We start from the raw sequence: 19,520 nt of genomic DNA, 5'->3' as shown, positions 1-19,520 counted from the left end.
GTTACGCCGTGTGTCTCGCACCGTTGCCCGGCCGCGGGCACGTTCATAGGCTCTCTGCCATGAGCGACTGGAAGTTCGAAACCAAGCAGATCCACTCGGGCGCGGCCCCCGACCCCGTCACCAACGCCCGCGCGACACCGATCTACAAGACCACGTCCTACGTCTTCAACAATTCCGAGCACGCGAAGAACCTCTTCGCGCTCGCCGAATTCGGAAACATCTACACGCGCATCCAGAACCCCACGCAGGCCGTGGTCGAAGAGCGCATCGCCGCCCTCGAAGGCGGCACGGCCGCGCTGCTCGTCGCCTCGGGCCAGGCCGCCGAGGCCTTCGCGGTGCTGAACATCGCGCAGGCGGGCGACCACATCGTCTCGTCGTCGTCGATCTACGGCGGTACCTACAACCTGTTCAAGTACACGCTCGCGAAGCTGGGCATCGAGACCACCTTCGTCGAGGACCAGGACGACGCGCAGGCGTGGGCCGACGCCGTCCGCCCCAACACCAAGCTCTTCTACGCCGAGACGGTCGGCAACCCGAAGATCAACATCCTCGACATCTCCCTCGTAGCGAGCGTCGCCCACGAGCACGGCGTGCCGCTCATCGTGGACAACACGATCGCCACGCCGTACCTCATCCGCCCGTTCGAGTTCGGTGCCGACATCGTGGTGCACTCCGCGACCAAGTACCTCGGCGGCCACGGCACGGTGATCGGCGGCGTCATCGTCGACGGCGGCACCTTCGAGTGGAGCAAGAACGTCGAGAAGTTCCCGGGCCTCACCGAGCCCGACCCGAGCTACCACGGCGCCAGCTTCACCGCGGCGGTCGGCGACCCGCTCGCATACATCATCAAGGCGCGGGTGCAGCTGCTGCGCGACTTCGGCTCCTCGATCTCGCCCGACAGCGCCTTCAGCCTCATCCAGGGCATCGAGACGCTGAGCCTGCGCGTCGAGCGTCACGTCGCCAATGCCCAGGCGGTCGCGGAGTGGCTCGACCGCCACGACGACGTCGCCTCGGTGAACTACTCGGGTCTCCCGACCAGCCCGTGGTTCGAAGCCGCCGGCAAGTACGCCCCCAAGGGCGTGGGCGGCGTGCTCTCCTTCGAACTCAAGGGCGGTGTCGACGCGGGCCGGACCCTCGTGGACAGCGTCACCTTGTTCAGCCACGTCGCGAACATCGGCGACGTGCGCAGCCTCATCATCCACCCCGCCTCGACGACCCACTCGCAGCTCACACCCGAGCAGCAGCTCACGGCCGGCGTGACGCCGGGCCTCGTTCGGCTCTCGGTGGGCATCGAGAACATCGACGACATCCTCGCCGACCTGCAGGCCGGCTTCGACGCGGCGCGTGCCGCCGCGGCCGCGTCGAACGCCCTCGCGTAACAAAGCGTCCGCGGTCGCCGATCTTGGCGATACTGGCTAGAACATGGACTGGCAGACACCCGAAGACACAGTGCCCTCGACGATCATCACCGAAGCCGACCGGCGTTTTATGATCGGCAAGCCCTCGGCGACGGGTGCCTGGCGGGAGGGCGACCCGGTGGGCGACCGCCGATTCGTGAACGTGGGCGCGCTGCAGCTCGAGCGCGGCGGCCAGCTCCCCTCCGTGCGCATCGCCTACGAATCGTGGGGCACGCTGAACGCCGACCGCTCGAACGCGGTGCTCGTGCTGCACGCCCTCACGGGCGACAGCCACGTCGTCGGGCTCCCCGGCCCCGGGCACCCCACCGCCGGCTGGTGGTCGGGAAACATCGGTCCGGGAAAAGCGATCGACACCGACGAGTGGTTCGTGGTCGCGCCGAACATGCTCGGGGGATGTCAGGGTTCCACCGGTCCGGCATCGCATTCCCTTCTGGGACGCGAGTGGGCGGCCGACTTCCCGTTCATCACGATCCGAGACCAGGTGGCGGCGCAGGTCGCGTTCTCGGCCGCAATCGGCGTCGAACGCTGGGCGGTCGTGATCGGCGGGTCGATGGGGGGAATGCAGGCCCTCGAGTGGGCGGTCGGCTATCCCGAGCTGCTCGACCGGGTCGCGGTCCTCGCCGCACCGCCGACGAGCCAGGCCGACCAGATCGCACTGAATTTCGTGCAGATCGAGGCCGTGCGTATGGACCCGACGTTCGCCGACGGCGACTACTACGACGCCGCCGACGGCGAGGGCCCGCACCGCGGCCTCGCGCTCGCCCGACGTATGGCGCTGCTCAACTACCGCTCCCCCCACGAGCTCAACGACCGCTTCGAACGCAGCTGGCAGAGTGGCCTCAGTCCGCTCGGCGGCGGCGGCCGGTACGCGGTGGAGAGCTACCTCGACTTCCACGGCAACAAGTTCTCGCGCCGCTTCGACGCGAACAGCTATATCACCCTCGTCGAGGCCATGAATTCGCACGACATCGGCCGCGACCGCGGCGGAATCACGGCCGCACTGCAGCGCATCACCGCGAAGACGCTCGTGCTCGGCATCGACAGCGACCGGCTGTTCCCCGTCGACGGACAGTTGCTCATCGCGAAGCACGTGCCGGGAAACATCGACGGCACCCGGGCCACCGTCATCAGCTCCGACTTCGGCCACGACGGCTTCCTCATCGAAGACGCGGCCGTCGGCGCGCACCTCGCACGGCTCCTCGCCGCGTGACGGGGCACGCGCGGTGGTCGGTTTCCCGCGCCGAGCCTTAACGCGCAGGGGCCGCAGGTTTCCCTGCGGCCCCGGCTTCCCCCGTTGTTGTCCCTCTACGTCAGAGGTTACCCCGGGCCCCGCGCAGCGCCGAGAGACGCTGCACCCCCAGTAGTGGTGGCAGACTGTGTGGATACCACATCCGCTCGGGAAGGAGCGGTGCGGTGACTAGCAATCCGATGGACAGCGCAAGGCGGGGGACGGGAGCTCGGTGGATCCGATTCTGAAGGAACGCGACCGCCTCTTGCAGCGCACCGCGCGCATCTACGGCCTCAGCTTCACGGTCGTCGCGTCGCTGTGTCTCGTCGTTCCCGGCGCCGTCGTTCCCGCCACCTACCTGCCCATCGTGCCGCTCGTGCTCCTTCTCGCCGCGGCCCAGTACGTCATCGGATTCAGCCGCTCCTACCTGTGGGTGCTCGCGCAGGTGGTCGCCGTGCTCGGCATCGTCGCCAGCATCACGGCGCTCAACCCCGACGGCCTCACTCCGGCCGCCATGTCGTCGGTGTCCCAGTTCGCCGCGGCGTCCCTCCCGTCCGTCGCCCTCGTGCTCGCCAGCGACCGGCTGCGTCTGGCCGTGCTCGCGGTCGTCTTCGTCGTGGTCACCGTCGTGACCACGTGGCTCACCGCCGGCTCCCGGTCCCCCCTCGAGTCCGTCGGCACCCTCACGCTCGGCTGGGCCATCGCAGCCGTCGCCGGAATCTGGATCAGCGCCGGCGTGCCCCAGGCGGCGAGGCGCATCGCGAGCATCGGGCGCGCACACCGTGCCGAGCGCCAGGCCAGCGAGATCGAGGCGCAGCGCCGCCAGTCGGCCCGCCTGCTGCACGACACCGTGCTGGCGACGCTCACCCTGCTCGCCCACTCCGGCGTCGGCGTGGCACCGGCGGCGCTGCAGCAGCAGTCCGCCGACGACGCCAAGCTGCTGCGCCAACTGCGGCTCGGCGCCACCCCCGCCCCGCTCTCCTCGGGCGGCTACAACCTCGAGCCGGTCGAAGAGACGGTTCTGGGTACCACCCTGGAGTCGGTGAAACAGCGCTTCGGCCGCATGGGCCTCGAGGTCAGCTGGCACGGCACGGGGCAGGTGCTCCTGCCGAGCGACGTGCTCGACGCCTTCCTGCTCGCCCTCGCAGAGTGCCTCGAGAATGTGCGCAGGCACTCGGGTGTGCGCGAGGCGCACGTCACCATCGTCGACGACGCCACCACGGTGCGCGCCATGATCACGGATGCCGGGGTCGGGTTCATCCTCGACGACGTCGACTCGGCGCGACTCGGCTTCAAAGAATCGGTCGTCGCGCGACTGAAGGAAGTCGGCGGACACGCCCGGCTGTTCTCGGAGCCCGGATCGGGTACCACGGTAGTTCTGGAGGTCCCCCGGTGAGCTATCCCCCCGCGAGCGAGAACACGCTCGGACTGCTCGCCGAGGTGCGGGCCAGCCGCAGCATCGTCGGCGGCGCGCGGCGTCTCGTGCGGCCGGACAACCCGCACCGGGCGAGCCTGGGCACCGCCTTCATCGGCATCGGTGCGGCGCTGGTCTGCGCCATCAGCGCGATCTACGGGTTCAGTTGGTTCGTCGCGTACTGGCCTGACTACCCGAACCCGGTGGCGGCCATCGGCGCGTGGGTGCTGCTCGTCGTGGTGCTCGTGCTGGCGTTCATCACCGCGAGCGTCGTCGGCGACCGACTGCCCGACTGGATGTTCGCGGTCTTCCTCGCGCTGCTCGGCGTGGTCATCGTGCTCGACATCCTCGCGATCTGGGACCTGCACGACGTGGGGCGGTACGCGACGGCCTCGCTCACGGCGGCGACGGCCCTCCTGCTCGTGATCACGCTGCGGCGGCCCTCGGACATCTTCATCGCGACCGGCGTGATCGGTGCCTCGCTGCTCGTGGTGATGATCGTGAACACCGAGCTCTCCCCCGACAACGCGGCAGCCCAGCTCACCTCGCTGGCGTTCGCGGTGCTGCCCGTCGTGATCGGCGTGATGATCGTGCGCGGCTTCCGCAGCATGGTGCAGGTCGAACTCGACCGGGTGCTCGTGCAGAGCACCGTGTCGGCGCCGCGGTTCGCGGTCGGCATGCTCGCGTCCGAAGAGCTCGCACGGCTCGACCTCGCGGCCGAGGAGCTGCTCGACTCCGTCGCCACCGGGCGCATCGCCCTCCCCCTCCGCCCGAAGACCGCGTCGGTCGCCGCCTCGCTCGCGACCGAGCTGCGCCTCCACCTCATCGAGGGCCGCCGCGAGACGTGGCTCTACCACGCGATCACCGAGTCCGAGCTGCTCGGCCGCTCGGTCACGCTCACCGACAAGGGCAGCCTCGCCGGCCTGCTCGACGCCAACCAGCGGGACGGCCTTCTCGCCGCGGTCTGGCTGTTGGTCAACGACCACGCCAAGAAGACCGCGGTGCGGACCGTGCAGGTGAGCATCGGCCCGATCGTCGCCACGTCGCCCGTGGCGCCGAGTCATAAACTGAAGGTGCCCGTGGTGATCACCACGACGGGCGTGCAGCGAAATCGTGTCGACCCGTCGACATGGGACGCCATCCGGCGGGTGGGACGCTACAGTGACTCAAGTCAGAACGCGAGTCTCCGGGTGGAAATCGAGTGTTTCGTCGACAACCCGGCCGACTTGTGAATCGAGCGCGTTGCCGCTCATGAACCGCTTTACAGATAGGGACTTACCGTGACTGACCCAGACAAGCGCATCCGCGTCGCCATCGTTGACGATCACCGGATGCTCCTTGGGGCACTCACCGAGTGGATCCGCAGCGCTCAGGACATCGACATGGTCGCCGCCGTGGCGAGCTGGCCCGAGTTGCTCACCAACCCGGCGTTCCCGGTCGACGTCGTGTTGCTCGACCTCGACCTCAAAGACAACATCCCGATCTCGCTGAAGATCTCGACGCTCAAGACCATGGCCGTCAAGGTCGTGCTGATGAGCACCTACTCCGAGCCGAACGTCGTGCGCGAGGCCCTCGCCGCCGGGGCCCTCGGCTACCTCGTCAAGAGCGAGGACGCCAGCATGATCATCGAGGCGCTCCGTGCGGCCGCCATCGGCGAGTCCTTCGTCTCGGCCGAACTCGACCTCGCCCTCAACGCTGGCGAGGTCGGCGGCTCACCCAAGCTCAGCGCCCAGGAGCGCCGCGTGATGGCCCTCTACGGCGGAGGCGAGCCCGTCAAGGCCGTGGCCTTCCAGCTCAGCATCAGCGAGGAGACGGCCAAGTCGTACCTCAAGCGCATCCGTGAGAAGTACCGCGTCGCCGGCTTCGACGTGGGCACCAAGGTCGCCCTGCGCAAGCGCGCCATCGAAGACGGCATCCTCATCGAGGCCGACCAGCCGCGAGCGCTCTAACCACTCGCACAGGCTCACCCCGGCTAGAGGCGAATCGGGCGCCTGCGCTGCAGCACCACGCTGAACAGCGCGAGCCCGATGCCCGGAACGCACAGCAGCAGTCCCACGATCGCGGGCGACAGGTAGCCGAGACCCGCGGCGATCGTCACCCCGCCCAGGTACGCGCCGAGGCTGTTGCCGAGGTTCAGCGCGGCGTGGTTCGCGGCCGCCGCGAGGGTCTGACTGTCCCCCGCGACATCCATAAGCCTCGACTGCACCGCGGGCGACAGTGCGGATGCTGCGCCGCCGACGACGAACAGCGAGATCAGCAGGCCGGCGGTCGTGTGCGCGGTGAGCGCGAACGAGGCGAGCGCGACGACGAAGAGTCCGAAGCAGACGAAGATGGTGCCCATCACGTTGTGGTCGGCGGCGCGGCCACCGACGAGGTTGCCCAGTGTCATGCCGAGGCCGATGACCACGAGCGCGATCGGCACGAACGACTCGCTCTGCCCGGTGACCTGGGTCACGACGGGGCTGACGTAGCTGTAGACGGCGAAGAAGCCGCCGAAGCCGATGGCGCCCGTGAGCAGCGCCAGCCACACCTGCGAGCGGCCGAACGCGCGCAGCTCGCGCTTGAGCGTGGCTTTCGGGTCGCCGGGCTGCAGCGGCACCGCCAGCGCGACCGCGACGAAGGTGAGCGCGAAGATCGACGCGACCGCGAGGTAGGCGACGCGCCATCCGGCCTGCTGGCCGAGGAGGGTGATGATCGGCACGCCGACGACGTTGGCGATGGTGAGGCCCGACAACACGATCGCGACACCGCGGCCGCGCTTGCCCTCGCCCATGAGCGAGGCGGCGACCAGGGTGGCGATGCCGAAGTAGGCGCCGTGCGGCAGCCCGGCGACGAATCGCGCGACGAGGACCAGTTCGAACGTGGGCAGCACCGCAGAGAGCACGGTCGCCAGCGTGAACGCGACGAGAAGCCACAACAGCAGCTGCTTGCGCGGGAAGCGGGCCGACAGCGCGGCGATGGTGGGGGCACCGACGACGACGCCCAGCGCGTAGGCGGTGATCAGCCAGCCGGTCTGCGCGACGGCGTCCTCGTGGCTCGAGGCGTAGAGAGCGGGAAGCAGGTCGCGTGCGACGTTGTCGAGCAACCCCATGACCACGAACTCGGTCGTGCCGATTCCGAAGCCGCCGAGGGCCAGGGCGAGCAGTGCCAGGCGGACGCGTGCGGGCGAGAGGCCGCTCACTCGGAGTCAGACGCGGTGGCGGGGGCACCGGCGGCGAGGGCGCGCTCGACGCGCTCGACCTTGCCGGTCAGCTCGCCGGTGTGGCCGGGGCGGATGTCCGCTTTGAGCACGAGGGAGACGCGCGGGCCGAACGCGGCGACGGCCTCGGTCGCGGCCTTGACGACGGCGAAGACCTCGTCCCAGTCACCCTCGATCGTGGTGAACATGGCGTCGGTCTGATTGGGGAGACCGGAAGCGCGCACGACGCGCACGGCGGCCGCGACCGCCTCGTGCACGGAACCGTCGTCGCCACCGCTTCCGACCGGCGAGACGGAGAATGCCACGAGCATGTGAGTTCCTTAGGGTAGGTGGGGGCCGCGCGGTGGGGCCTTCGCGTGCCGGCCGACGAGCACTACGGCGCGAACCGCCCAGACCAACAACACGCACAGCAGCACGTTCCGCGCGGTGAGGACGGTGAGCATGATCGGGTTGAGCGAGATCAGTTCGTCGTAGAAATAAGGATAAAGCGCCTGCGTCATGACCGCGACCACGAGCGCGAGCACCGAGGGGAATCGGAACGACGGTCCGTGCCCCGCGGCGTTGGCCGCGAGGCCGAGCACCAGCGGGACCGCGAGCCAGGAGATGAACTGGGGCGAGCCCACCTTGTTGACCACGATGAGGGTCGTGACGAGCGCGAGGGCGAGCGGGGCGAGCAGCCGGGTCGGCTCGGCACCCCGGTGCGCCGCCCACACGCCGGTGGCCGCGACCGCGAGCGCCACCAGGGCGAGGATCGGCGTCATCACGGCTGCGGCCGTGGCAACGCCCTGGCCGACGATCTGGAAACTCAGGATGTCCTGGTCGTAGTAGATGTAGGTGTCCGGCACACCGGCGAAGGCCTGCCAGGCCCACACGGTGCTCACGGGCGCCTCGGCCTGCATGCCCCGGCCGGTCTGCTGCGTGATGAAGCTGAACACGTTGCCGCCGCTGCCGAGGAGCAGGGCGACGACGACGATCGCCGCGCTCACGGAGACCGCGGTCACCACGAGCCGGACGCGGCCCCGGCACGCGATCAGGATCGCCGCGAGCAGTGCGGCGGGCCACACCTTGGTCCAGGTGGCCACCGTGAGCACGATGACGGCGGCGGTCGGCCGGGTGGCGAGCAGCAGCACCCCGACCATGGCGAGCGGCACCGAGACCGAGTCGATGCGCGCGACCGCGATCGGGCCGAGCAGCACCAGGAAGCCGATCCACCACCAGCCGACGGCCGCCCGGTCGCGCGACCGCGCCCAGCCGGTGATCGCGGCGAACGCGACAGCGTTCAGCAGCATGACCAGGCTGAGCCAGGTGCTGGCGTAGAGCGCGGGACCGAGGGCGAACGCGGCGAGCATCGGCACGATGGCCAGGATCGGATACACCCACACGCTGTCGATGCCCATCCAGTAATCGCCCGTGACGATCTGGTCGGTCCACAGCCTGTAGGTGATCGTGACGTCGCCCAGCGGGAAACCCGGTCCGTAGAGGTTGAGCAGGCCGAGCCAGAAATGCGCCAGCACGAACCCGGCCCACAGGGCGGCCCTGCTCGTCGCGAACGAGCGCAGCGGCGACGTGATGCGCCGCGGCGAATCAGCGGCGTCCGTCATGCCACCAACAGTACCGGGCGACTACGACGAGGCGAGCAGCCCGGCGATCGTGCCCGACACCTCGTGGGCGAGGTCGAGCACCGTGAGCGGCCCGCCGCGGCTCGCCCGCATCGCCGCGAGACCGTGCACGACCGACGCGGTAGCGGCCAGCTTCGCGAGCACGGCCGGGTCGGCCGCGATCTCGTCGGTGTGCGTCGCGACGAGCGCGCCGAGGATTCCCGCGAGCGCGTCGCCCGCCCCCGCCGTGGCGAGCCAGGTCGGCGCGCTCGAGGCGACGAGCGCCAGGCCGCCGCCCACGACGTAGGTGGCGTGGCCTTTGAGCAGCACGGTGACGCCGAGCTCGTCGGCGGCGGTGCGCGCCCACGTGGCCGGATCGGCCACGATGCGCTCTTTCGCCACGTCGAGCACCCGCGCGAGCTCGCCGTAGTGCGGTGTGATCACGACGGGGCCGGTCGCACCCTCGTGCAGGTCGAGCGCTCCCCCGTCGAGCACGGTCGGCAGCGCCTGCGTCATCGCCGCGGTGCTGAGCGCGACCGTCTGGTCGTCGCGGCCGTCGTGATCCATGCCGGAACCGACGAGCCACGCCTGCACGCGACCCTCCGCCGTCACCGCCTCGGGGCGGCGCTGCAGCACCAGCGTCGACACGCGTTCCCCGCCGAGGTAGCGCACCATGCCGACCCCGGTGCGCAGCGCGGCCTCGACACCGAGCACGGCCGCGCCCGGGTACCTGTCGCTTCCCGTGATCACGCCGAGCACACCGCGGGAGTACTTGTCGTCGCGCTCGCCCGGCACCGCGATCAGTCGAGCCGCGTCATCCGGTTTCCAGGTTGTGAAGTCGCCCATGCTGCTCAGGCTAGTTTGGAACCATGACGCTGCGTATCGCCGACCGGGTTGTTGTCTTCGACTACGGCGAGGTGATATCGCTCGAACCGAGTGCGGCCGACCGCGACGCGCTTGTCGCGATCGCCGGGGTCGACGGCGCGGCGTTCTGGCCGAGCTACTGGCGTCACCGCGACGGACTCGACCGCGGGACCGTCAGCGTCCCCCAGTACTGGCGGCTGATCGCCGCCGACGTCGGCGCCGAATGGTCGGCCTCGACCGTGCAACGGCTCTGGGCCCGCGACTTCACCAGCTGGATCAGCGTGGAGCCGGGCACGATCGACCTCATCGCCGAACTGCACGCCGGAGGCACCCGCGTGGCCCTGCTCTCCAACGCCGGTTTCGACTTCGCCGGGCCGTTCCGCTTCTCCCCCATGGCCGAGTTCTTCGAGCGCATGTTCGTGAGCGCCGAGATGGACAACATCAAGCCCGACCCCGCGATCTACCTGGAGGTTGCCGACGGGCTGGGAATAACGCCCGCGCAGATGGTCTTTATCGACAACAAGAAGATCAATACGGATGCCGCGGCCGAACTCGGTGCGACGGTGCACCACTACGTGCACGTCGCCGGTCTTCGCCAGTTCCTCACCGCGCTCGCGAACTGAGCGCGGCGACCTCACCGGGAGATCCGTGACCACGACCACCACGCCGAGCATCTTCACCCCGCTCAGCATCCGCTCCACCACCTTCCGCAACCGTCTCTGGGTGCCGGCACTCTGCCAGTACTCGGTCGAGAAGCGCGACGGCGTCCCCACTGACTGGCACCTCGTGCACCTCGGCGCATTCGCCATGGGCGGCGCCGGGCTCATCATGAGCGAGGCGACCGCCGTCGCGCCGATCGGACGCATCTCGCCCCACGACACCGGCATCTGGAGCGAGACCCAGGTCGAGGCCTGGTCGCGCATCACCGCCTTCCTGCACGAGCGCGGCGCCGTCGCCGGGATCCAGCTCGCGCACGCCGGCCGCAAGGCGTCGACCCACCGCGGCTGGGCGCCCGAGAAGACCGGCACCGTCTCGGCGGAGGACGGCGGCTGGCAGACCGTCGGCCCCTCCGCGGTCGCGTTCGGCGCCTACGCCGAACCGCGCACGCTGAGCGTGGAGGAGATCCATGCGGTGGTCGCCGAGTTCGCCGCCGCGGCGAAGCGTGCCATCACCGCCGGCTTCGACCTCGTCGAGGTGCACGCCGCACACGGCTACCTGATCCACCAGTTCCTGTCGCCGCTGTCGAACCTGCGCACCGACGAGTACGGCGGAAGCCTCGAGAACCGCGCCCGTCTTGTGCTCGAGATCGTGCGCGCCGTGCGCGAGGCCGTCGGCGACGCGATGCCCGTGTTCGTGCGCTTCTCGGCCACCGACTACGCGGAGGGCGGCTGGAACCAGGAGGACACCGCCACGGTCTCCGGCTGGGCGCGGGAGGCAGGCGCCGACTTCTTCGACATCTCGACGGGCGGCAATGTCTCGGGTGTGACCATCCCGCTGCGCCCCGGCTACCAGGTGCCCTTCGCCGACTTCGTGGGAACCACCGCCGGCGTGCCCGTCAACGCGGTCGGACTCATCACCACCGCCGCGCAGGCCGAAGAGATTGTCGCGACCGGGCAGGCCGACGCCGTCATGCTCGGACGCGAGATGATGCGCGACCCGCACTTCCCGCTGCGCGCGGCCCACGAGCTGGGCGTCGAGGTCGACTACTGGCCCGAGGCCTATGTCAGGGCGCGCTGGCGCTAGGGAGTTACGGTCGCTGAGCCTGTCGAAGCGCCTCTGCGAGGAGGCCCTTCGACAGGCTCAGGGACCGTCGATTAGTTGCGCCGCGTCGCGTCCTGCACTTCGCCGACGAGCTCCTCGATGATGTCCTCGAGGAAGAGCACACCGCGGGTCGCGCCGTTCTCGTCGAACGCACGCGCCACGTGCACTCCCGAGCGGCGCATGGTCGCGAGGGCGTCTTCCAGGTCGGTGCTGCGGAAGATCGAGATCAGCTGGCGGATGCGCTTCGGCGGCACCGGCTCGGTGAACTCGTCACCGTCGAGGTCGATGACGTCCTTCAGGTGCAGGTACCCGGTCGGTTCGCCCTCGTCGTTGATCAGGATGTACCGCGAGAAGCCGCGCTGGGCGACCGCGCGCTCCACGTCGGCGGGCGACGCGTCCTCGGGAAGGGTGACGAGGTCGTCGATGCCGATCGCGATGTCCTGCACCTTCTTCTCGGTGAATTCGAACGCCGCGGTGAGCGCACCCGTCGCGTCGGTGAGCACACCCTCCTTCGTCGACTGCGCCACGATGTTCGCGACCTCGCCGAGAGTGAAGACACTCGTCGCCTCCGACTTCGGCGTGACACCGAACAGCCGCACGACGCCGTTGGCGGTCGCGTTGAGGGCTACGATCACCGGCTTGAACACGTTTCCGACGAAGACGAGCGGCGGAGCGAGCAGCAGCGCGGCCTGGTCGGGCATCGAGAACGCCAGGTTCTTCGGAACCATCTCGCCGATGACGACGTGCAGGAACGAGACGAACAGCAGGGTGAGCACGAACGCGATCACGCCGCTGAGCTCCTCCGGCAGGCCGGTCCAGTGCAGCGGCACCTCGAGCAGGTGGTGGATGGCGGGTTCGGACACGTTGAGGATCAGGAGCGAGCAGATCGTGATGCCGAGCTGGCTCGTGGCCAGCATCAGCGTCGCGTGCTCCATCGCCCAGAGCGTCGTTTTCGCCGCCCGGGATCCGCCCTCGGCCTTGGGTTCGATCTGCGACCGACGTGCCGAGATCACGGCGAACTCGGCTCCGACGAAGAAGGCGTTGACGAGCAGCAGCACTACCAACCAGAGGATGCCGGGAATCGACTCGCTCATCGGTCACTCACCTCGCTCTCGTCGTTCGCCGGATCGGTGGTCGCGGGGGCCGTCGGCGTATAGCGCACCCGGTCGATGCGGCGGCCGTCGAGCCGTTCGATGCGGAAGGTTCCGCCCACCGCCTCGACGACGTCGCCCACGGCGGGAAGCCGGCCGAGTTCGCTCATCAGCCAGCCGGCGACGGTCTCGAACGGGCCCTCCTCGGGCACCGAGACTCCGGTGCGCTCGAGCAGTTCGTCGGGCCGCAGGATGCCGGGGAAGGTGAACCAGTCGCGCGAGCGCACGACGTCGGGCTTCGAACGGTCGTGCTCGTCCGACACCTCGCCGACGAGCTCCTCCACGAGGTCCTCGAGCGTCGCGACACCGGCGGTTCCGCCGTACTCGTCGAGGACGACGGCCATCTGGTAACCGCGGCCGCGCAGCTCGGCGAGCAGCGAATCCAGCTTCATCGTCTCCGGAACGCGCAACGCATCCGACTGCAGGGCAGACACCGGTACATCCGTTCGCTTGGAGCGCGGAACCGCGACCGCCTGCTTGACGTGCACGATGCCGACCACGTCGTCGACGCTGTCGTCGATCACGGGGAAACGGGAGAGCCCGGTCGTGCGCGCCAGCTCGATCACGTCGAACGCGGTATCGGTGCGGTCGACGCTCTTCAGGCGCGGGCGCGGGGTCATCACGTCCTGGGCGATGAGGTCGGAGAAGGCGAGCGTGCGGGCGAGCAGCGTCGCCGTGTCGTTCTCGAGGCTGCCCTCGCGGGCGGAGCGACGCACGAGCGACGAGAGCTCCTCGGCGGTGCGGGCACCCGAGAGCTCCTCCTTCGGCTCGATGCCGAACGAACGGATGATCGCGTTCGCCGTGTTGTTCAGCAGGGCGACCGCCGGACGGAACACCGCGGTGAACCCGATCTGGAAGGGGATGACGAGTTTGGCCGTCTGCAGGGGCAGGGCGAGCGCGAAGTTCTTCGGTACCAGTTCGCCGATGATCATCGACAGCAGCGTGGCGATGAACACGGCGACGATCGTGGCCGCGGTCGGGATGGCGACCTCGGGCAGCCCGATGGCCTCGAACAGCGGGGTCAGGAACACGCTGAACGCCGGCTCCATCGTGTACCCGGTGAGCAGCGTCGTGAGCGTGATGCCCAGCTGGGCGCTGGAGAGATGAGTCGAGGTGCGCTTGAGCGCGCTGATCGACATGCCGAGTCCCTTTTCACCCTTCGACTGCCGGACTTCGAGGTCGGAGCGGTCGAGGTTGACGAGGGAGAATTCGGATGCGACGAAGAGGCCGGTTCCCACGGTGAGCAGGAGTCCGATGCCGAGGAGCACCCACTCAGACATGGACGCTCACGCCGGTGGAGATGATCACGGTGGGTTCGGGCAAGTGTGAAGGGGGGTCGTCCATTATCTCATCGAGTATAGGCGTTACCAGCTGACAGGCAGGGCCTTGCCCTCTTCATAGCCGGCGGCAGATTGGATGCCGACGAGTGCGCGACGGTGGAACTCGGCCGGCGAGGTCGCGCCGGCGTAGGTCATCGAGCTGCGCACCCCCGACGTGATCATGTCGAGCAGGTCCTCGACCGAGGGGCGAAGCGGGTCGAGGTAGATGCGCGAGCTCGAGATGCCCTCCGCGAAGAGGGTCTTGCGGGCGAGCTCGTAGGCGTCGAGCCGGTCGAACCTCTGCTGCACGGCCTTGGTCGAGGCCATGCCCCAGCTCTCCTTGTACAGCCGCCCCGTTTCATCCGTCGCCAGCGATCCGGGTGCCTCGATCGTGCCGGCGAACCAGGAACCGATCATGACGGATGCTGCGCCAGCGGCCAGGGCGAGGGCGACGTCTCTCGGGTACCGCACGCCGCCGTCCGCCCACACGTGCGCGCCCAACTCGCGTGCGGCCTGCGCCGTCTCGAGCACCGCGGAGAACTGCGGGCGGCCGACCGCGGTCATCATCCGCGTCGTGCACATCGCGCCGGGACCGACACCCACCTTGACGATGTCGGCGCCGGCCTTGACCAGGTCGCGCACCCCCTCGCGCGTCACGACGTTGCCCGCGACGATCGGCACGCCGAGCTGCAGCGCCGACACCGCGGCGAGCGCCGCGACCATTCCGCGCTGGTGGCCGTGCGCGGTATCGATGACGAGCACGTCGACGCCGGCCGAGACGAGCGCCTTGGCCTTCGCGGCGACGTCGCCGTTGATGCCGATGGCCGCGCCGACGAGGAGCCGCCCGCTCGCGTCGACCGCGGCGTCGTAGATGGTGGAGCGCAGGGCGCTCGTGCGGCTCAGTGTCCCCACGAGGTTGCCGTGGTGCAGCACAGGGGCGAAGTCGAGCTCGGCGGCCACCATGACGTCGAAGGCCGCGCGCGGGCTGTCGAGATCGTCGGCGTCGAGCGAGGCGAGGTTGCCGTGCAGCAGGTCGCCGAGGCGGGCGTCGGGCAGCGCCGTCGCGAGGCGCAGCGCGGGGATGACGCCGAGCACGGCCCCTGCGTTGTCGTGGCCCGCGCCATCGCGCACGACGATGCCGTGTCCCGCGACGGGCGGCAGGAGGGTCAGCGCGGTGGCGGCCGTGGCGTCGGGGGCGAGTTCGAGCGGGGTGTCCCAGCGCACGGGCTGCGACTTCACCCAGCGGATCGCCGCGTCCAGGTCTTGCAGGTGCATGTCCTGCGGCAGGATGCCGATGCCGCCGCGTCTGGCGAGGCTCGCCGCGAGCCGAGGCCCCGTGACCGAGTTCATGTTCGCGGAGACGATCGGGATCGTTGCGGCCGTGCCGTCCCCTGGCGCGAGCGACACGTCAAGCCTGCTGGTGACGTTCGATCCGCTCGGAATCAGGAAAACGTCGGAATACGTGAGGTCGTGCTTCGGCGCAGTCTCGTAGAACTCCATAAATTTCACGTTAGACCCTCGAGTGTGCCCGCACGCGGTTAAGAATGTGATTACCCTTAGAACTAATGCGGGCAGTGCTGGTCGCCAGTTACTGGGCCCGTACCGTGAATCGAAACCTGAGTGAACTGAGAGTGGGCGGTCGGCTGTGTCAAGCCAAGTGACCGGACTTGCAGCAGAAGACGGATCTTCTGGCGAGTTCGGGGCCAACGAATGGCTCGTAGACGAAATGTACGAACGGTATCTGGTTGACCGCAATTCGGTCGATCAGTCGTGGTGGCCGATCTTGGAAAGCTACCGGCCCACCGAAACGCACAGCGATTCCGCTCCCACCGACCCGACACCGACGACCACGATCCCCGTGATCGCCGATCAGGCGCCGACCGCCGAAGCGCCGAGCGCCCCGGCGGAGGCTCCGGCGGCACCCGCGGCCGAGTCGCAGACCGGAGGCGAGGCGCAGATTCCCGACGAGATCTCCGACGCGGCCCCGGCCCCGGCCCCCGCCGCGGCCCCGACTTCGAACCAGCCCGTCGCCCGCACCACGTCGATCGAGGCCAAGCCGCAACCGATCCCCGCCCAGGCTCCCGCCACGGGAGCCAACCCGGTCGCGACCGCCGCGGACGCCGACGCGAACGTCACCGCGGTCCTCAAGGGCGCATCCAAGGCCCTCGCCTCCAACATGGACGCGAGCCTCACGGTTCCCACGGCCACGAGCGTGCGCACGATCCCCGCGAAGCTCATGATCGACAACCGCATTGTGATCAACAACCACCTGAAGCGTGCGCGCGGCGGCAAGGTGTCGTTCACCCACCTCATCGCATGGGCGATCGTCGAGACCCTGAAAGAATTCCCGAGCCAGAACGTCTTCTACGACGAGGTCGACGGCAAGCCGGCCGTGGTCACCCCCGCCCACATCAACCTCGGCATCGCGATCGACATCCCGAAGCCCGACGGCACGCGTTCCCTCGTGGTCCCCGGCATCAAGCGGGCCGACACCATGGAATTCGGCGAGTTCCTGGCCGCCTACGAAGACGTCGTCTTCCGCGGACGCAACAACAAGCTCACCGCGGCCGACTACGCGGGCAACACCATCTCGCTCACCAACCCCGGCGGCATCGGCACCGAGCACTCGGTTCCCCGCCTCATGCGCGGCGCGGGCACCATCGTCGGTGCGGGCGCTCTCGAGTACCCCGCGCAGTTCCAGGGCTCTTCGACACAGGTGCTCTCGAACCTGGGTATCGGCAAGACGATCACCCTCACGAGCACCTACGACCACCGCGTCATCCAGGGCGCCGGCTCGGGCGAGTTCCTCAAGAAGATTCACGAGCGCCTCATCGGCGAACACGACTTCTACGAGAAGATCTTCGCCGCGCTACGCATCCCCTACTCGCCCATCCACTGGGCCACCGACATCAGCGTCGACCTCGCGTCGATGGTCGACAAGACCGCCCGGGTGCAGGAGCTGATCAACTCGTACCGCGTGCGTGGCCACCTGATGGCCGACGTCGACCCGCTCGAGTACGTGCAGCGCTCGCACCCCGACCTCGAGATCGAGAGCCACGGCCTCACCTTCTGGGACCTCGACCGCGAGTTCGTCACCGGCGGCTTCGGCGGAAAGCGTTCGGCCCTGCTGCGCGACATCCTCGGACTGCTACGCGACTCCTACTGCCGCACCGTCGGCATCGAGTACATGCACATCCAGGATCCGGCACAGCGCAAGTGGATGCAGGACCACGTCGAGACCCCGTACACCAAGCCGGGTCACGACGAGCAGATGCGCATCCTCGGCAAGCTCAACGAGGCCGAGGCCTTCGAAACCTTCCTGCAGACGAAGTACGTGGGCCAGAAGCGCTTCAGCCTCGAGGGGAGCGAGTCCACGATCGCCGTGCTCGACGCGATCCTCCAGGGCTCCGCCGAAGACGGTCTCGAAGAGGTCGCGATCGGCATGGCCCACCGCGGCCGCCTCAATGTGCTCACCAACATCGCGGGTAAGACCTACGGCCAGATCTTCCGCGAGTTCGAGGGCACACAAGACCCGCGCACCGTGCAGGGCTCGGGAGACGTGAAGTACCACCTCGGCACCGAGGGAACCTTCACCGCGGCCGACGGCACCACCATCCCCGTCTACCTCGCCGCCAACCCCTCGCACCTCGAGGCCGTCGACGGAGTACTCGAGGGCATCGTGCGCGCCAAGCAGGACCGCCGCCCGATCGGCTCGTACTCGGTGCTCCCGGTCATGGTGCACGGGGACGCCGCGATGGCCGGCCAGGGCATCGTGGTCGAGATCCTGCAGATGTCGCAGCTCCGCGGGTACCGCACGGGTGGCACCATCCACATCGTGGTCAACAACCAGGTCGGCTTCACCACCCCTCCCGGCGAGGGCCGCACGTCGATCTACTCGACCGATGTCGCCAAGACCATCCAGGCGCCGATCTTCCACGTGAACGGCGACGACCCCGAGGCCGTCGTGCGCATGGCCCAGCTCGCGCTCGCGTACCGCCAGCGGTTCCACCGCGACGTAGTGATCGACCTCGTCTCCTACCGGCGACGGGGTCACAACGAGGGCGACGACCCCTCGATGACCCAGCCGCTGATGTACAACCTGATCGAGGCAAAGCGCAGTGTGCGCACCCTCTACGTCGAGGGACTCGTCGGTCGCGGCGACATCACGACCGAAGAGTACGAGGCGAGCCACCAGGACTTCCAGGACCGCCTCGAGCGGGCGTTCGCCGAGACGCATGCGGCGCAGACCGGCTCGATTCCGGTCGTCACGGGCGATTCCAACGCCGTCGCAGACCTGGAACGCCCCGAGTCGCAGCAGGACGACCTCGTGGGCGAGCCGGAGACCACCGGTGTGCGCGAAGAAGTCATCCAGCTGATCGGTGACGCCCACAACAACCCGCCCGCCGGGTTCAGCGTGCACCCCAAGCTGCAGGCGATGCTCAAGAAGCGCGTCGACATGAGTCGCTCCGGCTCGGTCGACTGGGGCTTCGGCGAACTGCTCGCCCTCGGGTCCCTGCTCGTCGAGGGAACCCCGGTCCGTATGGCCGGCCAGGACACGCGCCGCGGAACCTTCGTTCAGCGGCACGCCATCCTGCACGACCGGTTGAACGGCCAGGAGTGGCTGCCCCTCGGCAACCTCAAGGACGGCCAGGGCCGCTTCTGGATCTACGACTCCCTGCTCAGCGAGTACGCCGCACTCGGTTTCGAGTACGGCTACTCGGTCGAACGCGCCGACGCCCTCGTTCTCTGGGAGGCCCAGTTCGGCGACTTCGCCAACGGCGCCCAGACGGTCATCGACGAGTTCGTCTCCTCGGCCGAGCAGAAGTGGGGACAGCGCTCGAGCGTCGTAATGCTGCTCCCCCACGGCTACGAGGGACAGGGTCCCGACCACTCCTCCGCGCGCATGGAGCGCTTCCTGCAGATGTGCGCCGAGAACAACATGACGATCGCGCGCCCGTCGACGCCGGCGTCGTACTTCCACCTCCTGCGCCGCCAGGCCTACGCCCGACCACGCCGCCCGCTCATCGTCTTCACGCCGAAGGCCATGCTGCGACTGCGCGGCGCGACCAGCGAGATCGCCGACTTCACGAGCGGCAAGTTCCTGCCGGTGATCGACGACGCGCGGGTGGCCGACAAGGCGAGCGTCAAGCGCGTCGTGCTGACTTCGGGCAAGATCTACTACGACATCATCGCCGAGCTCGACAAGCGCGAAGAGAAGTCGATCGCGGTCGTGCGCATGGAGCAGTTCTACCCGCTGCCGATCTCCGAGATCAACGGCATCCTCGCCCAGTACCCGAACGCCGACCTGGTCTGGACGCAGGACGAGCCCGAGAATCAGGGCGCGTGGCCGTTCATCTCGCTCGAACTGGCGAAGCACCTCGAGGGGCGCACCATCCGGGTCTCGTCGCGTCCGGCATCCGCGTCGCCGGCGACGGGGTCGAACAAGCGTTCCGGCCGCGAACAGGTCGAGCTGATCGCCAAGGCGCTGACGCTGTAACGACTCGCCGATCGAGCCTGTCGACATCCCCCGCGTGCGACACGTGGAAGGGACTTCGACAGGCTCGATCC

General features: G+C 68.8%; 15 protein-coding genes. 8 read left to right on the top strand and 7 right to left on the bottom strand.

The window, feature by feature from the left end; translation table 11 throughout:
* The first annotated feature begins 59 nt into the window (after positions 1–59).
* The 5 genes from IEV96_RS01360 to IEV96_RS01340 all read left to right on the top strand — a co-directional run bounded on the left by IEV96_RS01360 (position 60) and on the right by IEV96_RS01340 (position 6,009).
* Entirely contained in the window at positions 60–1,379 is a 1,320-nt protein-coding gene (locus IEV96_RS01360) for a bifunctional o-acetylhomoserine/o-acetylserine sulfhydrylase (RefSeq protein WP_188508918.1), read from the top strand.
* 43 nt (positions 1,380–1,422) lie between these two features.
* The gene (gene metX, locus IEV96_RS01355) at positions 1,423–2,628 is read left to right on the top strand and encodes a homoserine O-acetyltransferase MetX (RefSeq protein ID WP_188508917.1); all 1,206 of its coding nucleotides are present in this window, start codon (positions 1,423–1,425) and stop codon (positions 2,626–2,628) included.
* Between the two features lie 250 nt (positions 2,629–2,878).
* Positions 2,879–4,042, top strand: a complete 1,164-nt coding sequence (locus tag IEV96_RS01350) for a sensor histidine kinase (RefSeq protein WP_188508916.1) — start codon at positions 2,879–2,881, stop codon at positions 4,040–4,042.
* Positions 4,039–5,292 carry a hypothetical protein gene (locus IEV96_RS01345; RefSeq protein WP_188508915.1) on the top strand — a complete coding sequence of 418 codons (1,254 nt, stop codon included), beginning with the start codon at positions 4,039–4,041 and terminating at the stop codon, positions 5,290–5,292. The genes IEV96_RS01350 and IEV96_RS01345 overlap by 4 nt, the downstream gene beginning before the upstream one ends.
* Positions 5,293–5,340: 48 nt before the next feature.
* Positions 5,341–6,009 carry a response regulator transcription factor gene (locus IEV96_RS01340; RefSeq protein WP_188508914.1) on the top strand — a complete coding sequence of 223 codons (669 nt, stop codon included), beginning with the start codon at positions 5,341–5,343 and terminating at the stop codon, positions 6,007–6,009.
* A 23-nt stretch (positions 6,010–6,032) separates the two neighbouring features.
* Here IEV96_RS01340 and IEV96_RS01335 read toward each other — a convergent pair whose 3' ends face one another.
* Genes IEV96_RS01335 through IEV96_RS01320 form a run of 4 tightly spaced genes read right to left on the bottom strand, consistent with a single transcriptional unit; the run spans position 6,033 to position 9,703 of the window.
* Complete coding sequence (locus IEV96_RS01335; RefSeq protein ID WP_229732932.1) at positions 6,033–7,241, bottom strand: MFS transporter; 1,209 nt, start codon at positions 7,239–7,241, stop codon at positions 6,033–6,035.
* Entirely contained in the window at positions 7,238–7,570 is a 333-nt protein-coding gene (locus IEV96_RS01330; RefSeq protein ID WP_188508913.1) for a thiamine-binding protein, read from the bottom strand. The genes IEV96_RS01335 and IEV96_RS01330 overlap by 4 nt, the downstream gene beginning before the upstream one ends.
* Positions 7,571–7,579: 9 nt before the next feature.
* Positions 7,580–8,860, bottom strand: a complete 1,281-nt coding sequence (locus tag IEV96_RS01325) for a glycosyltransferase 87 family protein (RefSeq protein ID WP_188508912.1) — start codon at positions 8,858–8,860, stop codon at positions 7,580–7,582.
* A gap of 21 nt (positions 8,861–8,881) precedes the next feature.
* Positions 8,882–9,703 (bottom strand): ADP-dependent NAD(P)H-hydrate dehydratase, encoded by an 822-nt coding sequence (locus IEV96_RS01320; RefSeq protein WP_188508911.1) that lies wholly within the window; start codon positions 9,701–9,703, stop codon positions 8,882–8,884.
* A 23-nt stretch (positions 9,704–9,726) separates the two neighbouring features.
* On the opposite strand from IEV96_RS01320, the gene IEV96_RS01315 reads away from it, so the two are divergent.
* Positions 9,727–10,344: an HAD-IA family hydrolase gene (locus IEV96_RS01315; protein ID WP_188508910.1), complete on the top strand. Its 618-nt coding sequence runs from the start codon at positions 9,727–9,729 to the stop codon at positions 10,342–10,344.
* A gap of 25 nt (positions 10,345–10,369) precedes the next feature.
* Positions 10,370–11,464, top strand: coding sequence for an NADH:flavin oxidoreductase/NADH oxidase (locus tag IEV96_RS01310; protein ID WP_229732931.1), 1,095 nt, complete (start codon positions 10,370–10,372; stop codon positions 11,462–11,464).
* 71 nt (positions 11,465–11,535) lie between these two features.
* On the opposite strand, the gene IEV96_RS01305 is transcribed toward IEV96_RS01310, so the two are convergent.
* The 3 genes from IEV96_RS01305 to guaB1 all read right to left on the bottom strand — a co-directional run bounded on the left by IEV96_RS01305 (position 11,536) and on the right by guaB1 (position 15,452).
* Positions 11,536–12,576 carry a hemolysin family protein gene (locus IEV96_RS01305; protein ID WP_188508908.1) on the bottom strand — a complete coding sequence of 347 codons (1,041 nt, stop codon included), beginning with the start codon at positions 12,574–12,576 and terminating at the stop codon, positions 11,536–11,538.
* Complete coding sequence (locus IEV96_RS01300; protein ID WP_188508907.1) at positions 12,573–13,913, bottom strand: hemolysin family protein; 1,341 nt, start codon at positions 13,911–13,913, stop codon at positions 12,573–12,575. Before IEV96_RS01300 ends, IEV96_RS01305 begins: the two co-directional genes overlap by 4 nt.
* Before the next feature lie 84 nt (positions 13,914–13,997).
* Positions 13,998–15,452, bottom strand: a complete 1,455-nt coding sequence (gene guaB1, locus IEV96_RS01295; protein ID WP_188508906.1) for a GMP reductase — start codon at positions 15,450–15,452, stop codon at positions 13,998–14,000.
* Positions 15,453–15,597: 145 nt separating this feature from the next.
* Here guaB1 and IEV96_RS01290 point away from each other — a divergent pair, with 145 nt between their 5' ends.
* Positions 15,598–19,449: a multifunctional oxoglutarate decarboxylase/oxoglutarate dehydrogenase thiamine pyrophosphate-binding subunit/dihydrolipoyllysine-residue succinyltransferase subunit gene (locus IEV96_RS01290; protein WP_188508905.1), complete on the top strand. Its 3,852-nt coding sequence runs from the start codon at positions 15,598–15,600 to the stop codon at positions 19,447–19,449.
* The last annotated feature ends 71 nt before the right edge of the window (positions 19,450–19,520 follow it).

Source organism: Conyzicola nivalis (assembly GCF_014639655.1).
Taxonomy (GTDB): Bacteria; Actinomycetota; Actinomycetes; order Actinomycetales; family Microbacteriaceae; genus Conyzicola; species Conyzicola nivalis.
Note: the sequence above shows the minus strand (reverse complement) of the source record. Positions and strands in the feature narration are given on the sequence as shown.

What these genes read in the sequence shown, in the direction of transcription:
- guaB1 (WP_188508906.1), bottom strand. Translation starts at nt 15,452, where the DNA reads ATGGAGTTCTACGAGACTGCGCCGAAGCACGACCTCACGTATTCCGAC.
- IEV96_RS01315 (WP_188508910.1), top strand. Translation starts at nt 9,727, where the DNA reads ATGACGCTGCGTATCGCCGACCGGGTTGTTGTCTTCGACTACGGCGAG.
- IEV96_RS01305 (WP_188508908.1), bottom strand. Translation starts at nt 12,576, where the DNA reads ATGAGCGAGTCGATTCCCGGCATCCTCTGGTTGGTAGTGCTGCTGCTC.
- IEV96_RS01300 (WP_188508907.1), bottom strand. Translation starts at nt 13,913, where the DNA reads ATGTCTGAGTGGGTGCTCCTCGGCATCGGACTCCTGCTCACCGTGGGA.
- IEV96_RS01325 (WP_188508912.1), bottom strand. Translation starts at nt 8,860, where the DNA reads ATGACGGACGCCGCTGATTCGCCGCGGCGCATCACGTCGCCGCTGCGC.
- IEV96_RS01320 (WP_188508911.1), bottom strand. Translation starts at nt 9,703, where the DNA reads ATGGGCGACTTCACAACCTGGAAACCGGATGACGCGGCTCGACTGATC.
- IEV96_RS01330 (WP_188508913.1), bottom strand. Translation starts at nt 7,570, where the DNA reads ATGCTCGTGGCATTCTCCGTCTCGCCGGTCGGAAGCGGTGGCGACGAC.
- IEV96_RS01360 (WP_188508918.1), top strand. Translation starts at nt 60, where the DNA reads ATGAGCGACTGGAAGTTCGAAACCAAGCAGATCCACTCGGGCGCGGCC.
- metX (WP_188508917.1), top strand. Translation starts at nt 1,423, where the DNA reads ATGGACTGGCAGACACCCGAAGACACAGTGCCCTCGACGATCATCACC.